General features: G+C 51.2%; 8 protein-coding genes. 7 read left to right on the top strand and 1 reads right to left on the bottom strand.

Annotated features, from left to right (window positions below; genetic code table 11):
• The 3 genes from V6D20_03595 to V6D20_03585 form a co-directional block, all read left to right on the top strand.
• The coding region (locus tag V6D20_03595; protein HEY9814874.1) for an MBL fold metallo-hydrolase at window positions 1-574 on the top strand (574 nt) is incomplete at its 5' end.
• 63 nt (window positions 575-637) lie between these two features.
• Complete coding sequence (locus V6D20_03590; GenBank protein ID HEY9814873.1) at window positions 638-1168, top strand: rhodanese-like domain-containing protein; 531 nt, start codon at window positions 638-640, stop codon at window positions 1166-1168.
• A gap of 80 nt (window positions 1169-1248) precedes the next feature.
• The gene (locus tag V6D20_03585) at window positions 1249-2025 is read left to right on the top strand and encodes a sulfite exporter TauE/SafE family protein (protein HEY9814872.1); all 777 of its coding nucleotides are present in this window, start codon (window positions 1249-1251) and stop codon (window positions 2023-2025) included.
• A 45-nt stretch (window positions 2026-2070) separates the two neighbouring features.
• Here the strand turns inward: V6D20_03585 and V6D20_03580 are convergent, their stop codons facing one another.
• On the bottom strand, window positions 2071-2484 hold the full coding sequence (locus V6D20_03580; protein ID HEY9814871.1) for a four helix bundle protein: 414 nt from the start codon (window positions 2482-2484) through the stop codon (window positions 2071-2073).
• 1118 nt (window positions 2485-3602) lie between these two features.
• Between V6D20_03580 and V6D20_03575 the strand changes: the two genes are divergently transcribed.
• From V6D20_03575 to V6D20_03560, 4 genes are all read left to right on the top strand, one after another.
• Window positions 3603-5822, top strand: a complete 2220-nt coding sequence (locus V6D20_03575; protein ID HEY9814870.1) for a DUF1796 family putative cysteine peptidase — start codon at window positions 3603-3605, stop codon at window positions 5820-5822.
• Between the two features lie 12 nt (window positions 5823-5834).
• On the top strand, window positions 5835-5969 hold the full coding sequence (locus V6D20_03570) for a hypothetical protein (protein HEY9814869.1): 135 nt from the start codon (window positions 5835-5837) through the stop codon (window positions 5967-5969).
• Window positions 5970-6151: 182 nt separating this feature from the next.
• On the top strand, window positions 6152-7105 hold the full coding sequence (locus V6D20_03565; protein ID HEY9814868.1) for a patatin-like phospholipase family protein: 954 nt from the start codon (window positions 6152-6154) through the stop codon (window positions 7103-7105).
• A gap of 170 nt (window positions 7106-7275) precedes the next feature.
• A partial coding sequence (locus V6D20_03560; GenBank protein ID HEY9814867.1) for a hypothetical protein occupies window positions 7276-7554 on the top strand: 279 nt, incomplete at its 3' end.

The raw sequence follows: 7554 nt of genomic DNA, 5'->3' as shown, positions 1-7554 counted from the left end.
AGGCGAGCTCCATCTAACGCTGCGCTACTGTTTGGAAACCCACATCCACGCCGACCATATCACCGGTACCGGCAAGCTGCGCCAATTGACGGCATGTGAGGGTATTGTGCCGGAGCGGGCCGAGGCTGCCTGTGCCGATCGCCATATTGCTGATGGAGAAACCGTTCATGTGGGGAATATTGCCATTCAGGCGATCGCTACTCCGGGGCACACGGACAGTCATATGAGCTATTGGGTGAACGGCGATCGCGTCTTGACCGGTGACTCTCTGCTGATTCGCGGCTGCGGACGCACGGATTTCCAAAGTGGTGATGCGGGCACGCTGTACGACCACATCACCCAGAAGCTATTTACCTTATCGGATGACACGCTGGTGTATCCAGGGCATGACTATCGCGGCCAGACGGCGTCCACTATTGGCGAAGAGAAGCGATACAATCCCCGACTGGCGGGGCAAAACCGCGATCAATTTGTGACTTTGATGAACAGTCTTAATTTACCTGATCCTAAAAAGATTGCTGAAGCTGTTCCTGCTAACCAGAAGTGTGGTAGTGCAGCGGCAGCTCTGCGCTAAGTTTATCTTGACTCTCGCTTGCGTTCACGCTTTTGTTGTTTATCTTCAACCTAAATTATTCTTATGACGATCCTTAAGGCTCCTGTCCTGCAAACTATTGATGCTTATACCCTTCAGCAAGAGCTAGAGAGCGATCGCGTTCTGCTGGTGGATGTACGAGAACGTAGTGAATATCGCGGTGAACATATTCCCGGTGCCTACTCGTTGCCCTTATCTAGTTTTAAGCCTGAACAACTTCCCAAAGGCGATCGCTCTGTAGTGCTCTATTGCCAAACCGGTAACCGTTCCGCCGAAGCTGCTAAGCGCCTCTTGGCCGATCAGTGGTCTGAGGTGATCCATCTAGATGGCGGCCTACAGGCTTGGAAGGCGGCTGGGCAAGCCACCGTCGTGAATCCTAACGCGCCCATTAGCATTATGCGGCAGGTGCAAATTGTTGCTGGAACCTTGGTGTTAACCGGTACGTTGCTGGGAGCCTTTGTATCTCCTACCTTTCTGCTCCTGAGCGGTTTTGTGGGAGCAGGCTTAACCTTTGCTGGCGTTAGCGGCACCTGCATGATGGCCACTCTGTTGGGAAAACTTCCCTACAACCGCTAAATGTGCGACGGGGCACGGCGAAACAGTTGTTGTTGGTTGCCGCCTACCCCTATCCCATGATTCACGGGTGATAGTAACCTATGGTTCTGATAATTGTTGGCTACCTTTTAGCTGGCCTCATTGGGCTAAGTTTGGGGTTAATTGGTGGTGGTGGGTCGATTTTGGCGGTGCCGGTGCTGGTCTATGTTATGGGTGTGCCGGCCAAGGCAGCGATCGCCATGTCTCTGGTGGTTGTGGGGGCAGTCAGCCTGTTGGGTGCGATTCCCCATTGGCGCATGGGCAATGTGCGCTTGAAAACAGCCTTGCTCTTTGGCCCGGCGGCGATGGTGGGTGCCTACCTAGGCGCACGATTGGCAGCCCTGCCGTGGATCACCGAAACGGTGCAGATGGGGTTGTTTGGTGTCACCATGCTAGCGGCGGCCCTGTTGATGATTCGTAAACGCGGCAATCCAGAGGCGATCGCCCCTAAAGCTGCCTCCCACGTCCATAAGCACCGCTGGATTTGGATTGCGGTGGAAGGGTTGGGGGTTGGAGTTTTAACCGGATTGGTGGGCGTGGGCGGCGGGTTTGCAATTGTGCCTGCCCTGGTGCTGTTGGGGAATGTGCCGATGAAACAGGCGACGGGCACGTCCCTGTTGATTATTGCCATGAAGTCGGTGACAGGTTTCCTTGGCTATTTAGGACAGGTGACCCTAGACTGGCCCTTGATGTTTACCTTTACCCTGGCTGCGATAATTGGTATGGTACTGGGCGTTCAGCTTCTCCCGTCTATCAAGGCACAGCATCTACAAAAAGGATTTGGCTATCTACTGTTTGTCATGGCTGGGTTCATTCTCTGGCAGAACCTATCTCCCTAGAGGCATGGGGAGAGTAGTGCAAATTTGGACAAAGGCGATCGCACCCTAACAGCGATCGCCTTTATCAGTTTGATCGACATGTGGGATGACATCAGAGATGGGATCAACCGCTATAGCATGACCGACATGATGAATTTCCTGGAAACAGTAGGCGAGGATCTCCGTAATATCCACGACCACCGTTTCGACCTTGTTGTTGGGTAGAAAGCCACTCTCGGATAACAGTTCCAGCCAGTATAAACACTCCTCCGCCACATAAACGGTATCGTGCAGTTGCTGAAGAGCCTGAGGCGATCGCCAGCAGGTGTGGCGGCAAAAAATACCTAGCGTGGTTGCACACCGTAAAAATTGTCGCCCGAGTTCGTCGGCTGGTAGCCCATGGGGTAAGGCTTCCACTAGCCGAATGGCCTGCATGGCAAAGCCCCGAGTTTTTTGCTGTAGTCCTTGCTCGTCCAACACGTAACCTCTTCAGTCCTTCTCTGCTAGCCTCGCTCCCTTTCACACATCTCTCTCTAGTCGGATATGTGTCAGGACATTTCAGGTTAAACTCAAGCCAATTCAATCGGACAGTGACCATTTAGACCGTGACGTTCTTATACAGAGTTCGAGCTGTTGTCTTAAGAATCCGAAAAGTTGAAGGATTTTTAGCAGTCTGACCGCTTCATTCTAGATGGATCTCCCGCTGTCCTATGGAGACGGATTGTCTACGATGGGTGTATGAGCCAGGATGCAAAGCATGGGTAACCGTTGATGATGGCGCTTTCCAAGTTCCTCTGATGCAGCTGATCGTGCCCTTAACCATCAATGCCTGAGGGCTAGAGTACGATCCACCTCACTCTGACCGATGACGAGTAAATCTACTTAAGTACTACCGATGCTTAGCCTCCTATTGTCTGATTCAACCTATACATCAGTTCTGAATGGTGTTACCCAAACATGTCCTACCGCCATGCGATCGCTGAATGAACATATCTTATTTCTCCTACGTCGCCATTATCTCACTCAGATCCTGGCAGTGCATTTCCAACATAACCAAACTGTTTTAGGCCTAGGCGCATCCAATGGAAAACTGACTGATACAAATGCTACAAGAGGCGAAGCGAGTCTCTCGCCGATATATTTTAATTAAGGATCATTATTGGAAAAGCCCTAAGGACTTTACTCGCCTGAAATTTGCAGACTGTATTGGCAATGAACCCTATGGCATTCACTTACCCTATAACTTTTTAAGTCAAACAGATTGAACATACTTGATCGAACAGCAGTGTGGATTGTTCATTGAGCATCAGATGACCTTCCGATTTAACCTGATTGATCCCTGTAAGCATATTCTATTTTTGTTGAAGGTATAAAAATTCTAGAACTTATCCGTCCTGGAGCTTTTGTTTCGGGAAGGTGTCGCTTTATTAAGTTATTGCTCTATAAAACAGAAATAAAAACATAGCTTAACAGGAGCTACCCATAACTCTAGTCTAGGAGTGTTAAGTGCAAGACATACGTCGAGAGTTCTTTATGATACCGTCAGAGTAGTTCTAATTAACCAGCCTGTCTTCGACACTCTCCATCAGGCAGCATCTATGTATCAATTTCAACTTGGTGCCCATACCCAGCCGGGTGAATGCATTGGTCTTGTAGGAAGTATCCCTGAGCTAGGGGCATGGGATCCTGCCCACTGTATCCGCCTACAGACGAGTCGCGATCGCTACCCCATTTGGTGGACGGATCTGGACATCCAGCCCGGCGATCGCTCCCAGCTAGAGTACAAGTATATCCGCCTGCATCCCGATGGGCAGGTTGAATGGGAATCTTGGGGGGCAAACCGCTGGGTGCCTATCGAGCCCATCGCTGGGGCAGATGCTGAGACTTGGGTGGTTGATGATGGCGTCTTTGGCTATGTCCAGCCTTATCCATTTAGTTATCCGTTGGTGTCTGTCCGCGAGCCTTTGCCCTTGTCTACGGGCCTCAAGGTTGTTATTTTAGGTAGCTCTGTAGCGGCAGGACATAAGGCTTGGCGGCTGCAAGGATGGGCGCAGCAGTTGGCGCAGACGATGCAGCAACGGGGGCAGATTTGGGTGAACCGATCGGAGGTGGGTGCCTCGGTGACCCGCACGATCGCTCGCTTTGCATCTGTTGTTGCCCCAGAACGCCCAGATGTGGTGATCCTAGCCCTGTCTTTGGGGAATGAAGGGTTTGCCCACTATCCACCCGAAGAGCGATCGCTGCTGCAGCAACGATTTGAGCGAGGTCTAAAACGACTGATAGCTATGGTGCGGGCCTTAGGAGCCCAGCCGGTTTTGGGGGATGTGTATGCCCACAATGACTATACGGCTGACCATGCTGCTTACCTGTGGGAGACCCATCGCCGCATGATGGACTGGGGGGTGCCGGTCTTGAACTGGCTGGAGGCGATCGCTGATCCTCAGGGACGCTGGAAACCCGGTACTTCCTATGATCCAGCTCATCCCAATACCCTAGGACATCAAGGGATGTATGAGGCGGCGCTAGCTGTTTTAGATCAGCAACCTTTGGGTAGCGATCGCTTGCTCAAGGTAGATCAACCTGCCTTTCGTGATTCTGCTGGCTTTGAGCTGTCGGTGAGTCCTGATGGTCAGGCGATCACAATCCACAACACGTCTCCCTATGAGTATTCCCTCACCCCAGACTGGACGTCGCTGCATAGTGCCCTGCGCCAAGCCTATCTCATTCCTGGGCTCTATCTCACCACCCAGCCTCAACCGAGCCAGATGCCATTCTTATTTGTCCAAGATGATGGGGCGATTGCTTCCTCCTGCCTCTTGCCTCCTGGCGACTGTGTGACCTACCGTGCGGCCTACAGTGAGTCTCCGGATCAAACCACGCTGCTGTTCTATGATGGGCAGTTGGGAATCCTCAAACAGGATGATCAGCATCTATGGATCATGAATGAGTCAGCGTATGAATTTAATATTCATCCCATGTGGCAGGCGGTACGGCGATCGCTGCGGGCTATGCCTTCTGGCGTCTACAGCGATCCGCTAGAGCCCGATGCACCGTTCCGCACCCTGATGATTGGCCCAGATGGCTTAGAAAGTCGAGCTAAGATACCACCGCGATCGGCCATTTTATTTCGCTATCAATGCGCCTTATCCGACATTAACCGTGTAGCCATTCTTCCCCTAGGCGATCGCTGCGCTGTGCGGATGATGCTCTACAAAATGGGGTATGACGGCCCAGCTTTTCCGTTTGACCTAACTCGCACAACTCTCATATCTGATGTGGCGGATATGATCGAGAATCGCTTCACCGATATGTGGAATCCAGATCTGCTGCACTATAGCCCCAGCGCGGGCCGGATCTATCATACTAAGTGGACAGGGCTCTCCTTTGCCCATGAAGTGGAGGAGAGCGATCGCCCCCTAGAAGACATGACGCCTATCTATGAGCGGATGCGACGACGGTATCAATCTCGCTCTGACCGGTTTTGGTATACCTTAAACCATTGCGATAAGGTACTCTTTATCCGTACAGGCTGGGCTGATCGAGATGGGGTGCTTGATCTTGTGCACAAGCTGGACGTGCAATGCCAGGGCAAACCATTCCATTTGCTGCTGTTGTCGCCCCAACGGTCGAGTGAATTCTCCGACATGCCCCATGTTCTCCACTATAGCCAGGAGTTCAATCCTGATCGGATGTACGACGATCTAGACCATTGGCTTGACCGCACAGAGATCTTGCGCAATATTTTGGAGTCCCTAGGCGTATCAAGTAAGAATCTGTTTTGGTGCCCGCCTACAGTGCCGTCGCTGTCGCTGCAGTGACCCGCGATCGCCATGGGTCATGATTCTAACGGGCGATCGCTGCCTGGGAGTGCCGTGATTTATCAGGAGCGATCGCCTGCCGGGACTGTGGGGGCGATCGCCTCCCTGTTTGCGGGTAATATTAATGATTTAAACTGCCGTTCATAAGATCACAAAAGCGGTTTATACTAAATTTTGCAGCCTCATTATCTATGTGTAAGATGCTAGGCTAGCGTCTTTGCGTCAAGGCCCTTTTCGAAAACCCATCGCATCTCTTCCTCTGGTCTGCATAGTTAGCACTAGATGAGCGATGTTGCCTGAGTAAAAAACCTTGCTTACAGGAGACAATCATGAAAAAAATTCTAAGTATTGATGGGGGCGGTATTCGAGGACTGATCCCCGCTCTCGTTCTGGCCCATATAGAAGAAAAGACCAAAAAGCCTGTTTCTAAGTGCTTTGACTTAATCTCTGGCACCTCAACCGGAGGCATCTTAGCTCTGGGCTTTTCCAAACAAGGTGAACCTGGACAGCCTAAGTACACGGCCCGTGACTTAGCCGACATCTACCAATCCCGAGGACAGGAAATATTTCCCCGTTCACTCTGGAAAGGCATATCTTCCGTGGGTGGATTAATTGATGAGCTCTATTCCCATGAAGGGCTCGATCGCGTTTTAGATGAGTATTTCAGTCATGACACCCTCGGCACAGGGTTAACCAAAACGCTGATTACCAGCTACGATATTGAAAATAGGGAACCGCTTTTCTTCAAAAGTTGGCGAGAAGAGTTTAGCTCAGTGCTGATGAAACATGCTGCACGGGCAACATCAGCAGCACCGACCTACTTTGAACCTGCACTCATACCGATTGGCGATACCGTCAAAGCTTTAGTGGACGGTGGTGTATTTATCAACTCTCCATCCGTATCTGCCTACGTTGAAGCTAAAAAGCTATTTCCCGACGAACAGGACTTTTTTGTTTTATCTCTTGGCACTGGAGAATTGGTGCGCAAGATTCCCCATCATGAAGCAAGGAATTGGGGTAAGGCTGGTTGGCTAATCCCCCTGCTAGACTGTATGTTTGACGGTGTGGCAGATGCATCCCATTATCAAATGAATATGCTTCTCGATGATGGATATATCCGATTGCAAACAAGTCTGGATACTGCCTCAGATGATATGGATAATGTCACGGATAATAACATTGAAAATCTGAAGCTTGAAGCGACAAAACTCATTCAAGCTCACGCAGATGACTTAGAGAGAATCTGTAAGATCTTGCGCCAAGATACATTGCAGCCGGTCTAGCGACCTATGGCAGCATAACAGTTCATGGTCGTTGTGATGCGATGGCGGGCGATCGCTCCCTAATCCTTAAGCCTACCCAAGGGCGATCGCTCTCCCAGATCATCGCAAGTTTTCCAGGTCCCGGGTCATAATTGGAGGCAACCTGATGTCTCGACACCAATGCTGTCTCTATGAATTCTACCCAAACCATCCTATTCCTGTCTGCCAATCCTAAGGACACAGGTCGCCTACGGATCGACCAAGAACTGCGGGATATCGATGAGGGGCTGCGGCGGGCCCAGCACCGCGACCAGTTTCGGCTAGAGCAGCGATCGGCGGTGCGGCCGCGGGATATTCAACGGGCAATGTTGGATACCCAACCCCATATTGTGCATTTTTCGGGGCATGGGGAAGGGGAAGCAGGGCTGGTGTTTGAGGATGATGCTGGCAAGGCTAAGTTGGTAGATGGC

The sequence above is a fragment of the Candidatus Obscuribacterales bacterium genome (assembly GCA_036703605.1).
Taxonomy (GTDB): domain Bacteria; phylum Cyanobacteriota; class Cyanobacteriia; order RECH01; family RECH01; genus RECH01.
Note: the sequence above shows the minus strand (reverse complement) of the source record. Positions and strands in the feature narration are given on the sequence as shown.

What these genes read in the sequence shown, in the direction of transcription:
- V6D20_03590 (HEY9814873.1), top strand. Translation starts at nt 638, where the DNA reads ATGACGATCCTTAAGGCTCCTGTCCTGCAAACTATTGATGCTTATACC.
- V6D20_03585 (HEY9814872.1), top strand. Translation starts at nt 1,249, where the DNA reads ATGGTTCTGATAATTGTTGGCTACCTTTTAGCTGGCCTCATTGGGCTA.
- V6D20_03575 (HEY9814870.1), top strand. Translation starts at nt 3,603, where the DNA reads ATGTATCAATTTCAACTTGGTGCCCATACCCAGCCGGGTGAATGCATT.
- V6D20_03570 (HEY9814869.1), top strand. Translation starts at nt 5,835, where the DNA reads ATGGGTCATGATTCTAACGGGCGATCGCTGCCTGGGAGTGCCGTGATT.
- V6D20_03565 (HEY9814868.1), top strand. Translation starts at nt 6,152, where the DNA reads ATGAAAAAAATTCTAAGTATTGATGGGGGCGGTATTCGAGGACTGATC.